The sequence below is a fragment of the Acidisphaera sp. S103 genome (assembly GCF_009765975.1).
Taxonomy (GTDB): Bacteria; Pseudomonadota; Alphaproteobacteria; order Acetobacterales; family Acetobacteraceae; genus Rhodopila.
The window spans coordinates 41,352-42,750 of record NZ_LMUJ01000020.1 but is presented as its reverse complement, the minus strand read 5'-3'; the positions used below and the strand labels follow the sequence as shown (position 1 = coordinate 42,750).

Here is a 1,399-nt window from a genome sequence, read left to right as displayed (position 1 = left end):
TATGCGCCGAACGAGGACGGCCAGGCCAAGGGCGTGCGGGAGGCGGTGATCTTCACGCCGCTCGCCCCCGCCACGCCAGGCGCCGGTGCCGATCGGCCCGCCGCGGTGCCGATGATGGCGCGCGGTCTGTTCCTGCTGCACGCCCGCTATGGCGTCCTGCCCTTCGAGACGCTGGTCCAGCCGGCCGAGCAGTTGGCGCGCACCGGCGTGCCGGCCTCGCGGGCCCTGGTTAAGGACCTCACCCTTGTCTCCGGCCCCCTCCTCGCCGACCCCGCCGCTCGGAAGGTGTTCAGCCAGAACGGCACGCCGCTGGCCGAGGGACAGGTGTTGCTGCAGCCGGATCTCGCCGGGACGCTCGCGCAGATTCGCACCGCCGGCGTCGGCGACCTGTATCAGGGCGCTTTGGCCAGTCGCATCGTGCAAGCCTCGGCCCAGATCGGCGGCCCGCTGCAACTGTCCGATCTGCGCGGTGCCCTGCCCAGGCTGACGGCCCCGCTGATCCGTGATTATCAGAAGGACAAGGTCGCCTTCCTGCCGCCGCCGGCCGATGGCGGACTGGCCGCCGAGGCCGCCTTCGACGTGCTGGCCCACAACCCGAACGATCTTGCCGCCGCCGCCGCGCGGTCCCTGGCCGTCGCCGCCCGCTATCGTGCCGGCGGCATCACCTCCACGGCCGTCCTGACCGACCCCAACCTGCCGGCCGGCGGCCCGACCCTGTTTCCCGCCTCCACCAGCTTCGTGACCGTGGACCGGGCCGGCAACGCGGTGGCCTGCGCGCTGACCTTGAACAATCTGTTCGGCACCGGACGCATCCTGCCGGGCCTCGGTTTCCTGGCCGCCGCCTCACCGTCCGCCGTGCCCCAGCCGCTGCTGGCGGCCGGCGTGGCATGGAACGACCGGAGGAAAGCCTTCCGAGCCGCCGCCGCCGGGTCGGGGCAGGCCGGAGCACCGCTGGCGGTGGCCGCCGCCCTGATGAATACACTCAATACCGGCCGCCCGATGGCTGTGCCCGTCCCCGATCCGGGACGCGCCAACGTCATCGCTTGCGCCAGATACCTGCCAGGGGAGAGCAGCCAGTGCGGCTGGGCGAACGATCCACGCGAATCCGGACTGGCGGTGGGGTCCAACTGATCCGCTCGGCCACCCGCCCACTGCTGGCTGGGTGCGCCGCATTGGCAATCGCCGCATTGGCACCGGCCACACCGGCGAATGCGCAGGAGACCGCGCCGACGTCGGCCGGCCCCGATCGCATCGTCTGCAATGCCGCCTTCTGCGAAATGGGCAGCGGCGCCCACCCGAGGGAGCGTATCCGGGTCATCGTGTCCAACCTGCCGCAGGACGAAATCCGCCGCCTGCGCAAATGTACCGGCGTCACGAAGCCCTGCATCGTCACCATCGA

Annotated in this window: 2 protein-coding genes; both read left to right on the top strand. The window is 71.6% G+C overall.

Going from position 1 to position 1,399, the window contains the following annotated elements; all coding sequences use genetic code 11:
* Nucleotides 1–1,131, top strand: a 1,131-nt coding sequence (locus GSQ89_RS02025; protein ID WP_158921503.1) for a gamma-glutamyltransferase, incomplete at its 5' end; no start/stop codon positions are given.
* A gap of 41 nt (nt 1,132–1,172) precedes the next feature.
* The coding region (locus tag GSQ89_RS02020; protein ID WP_158921501.1) for a hypothetical protein at nt 1,173–1,399 on the top strand (227 nt) is incomplete at its 3' end.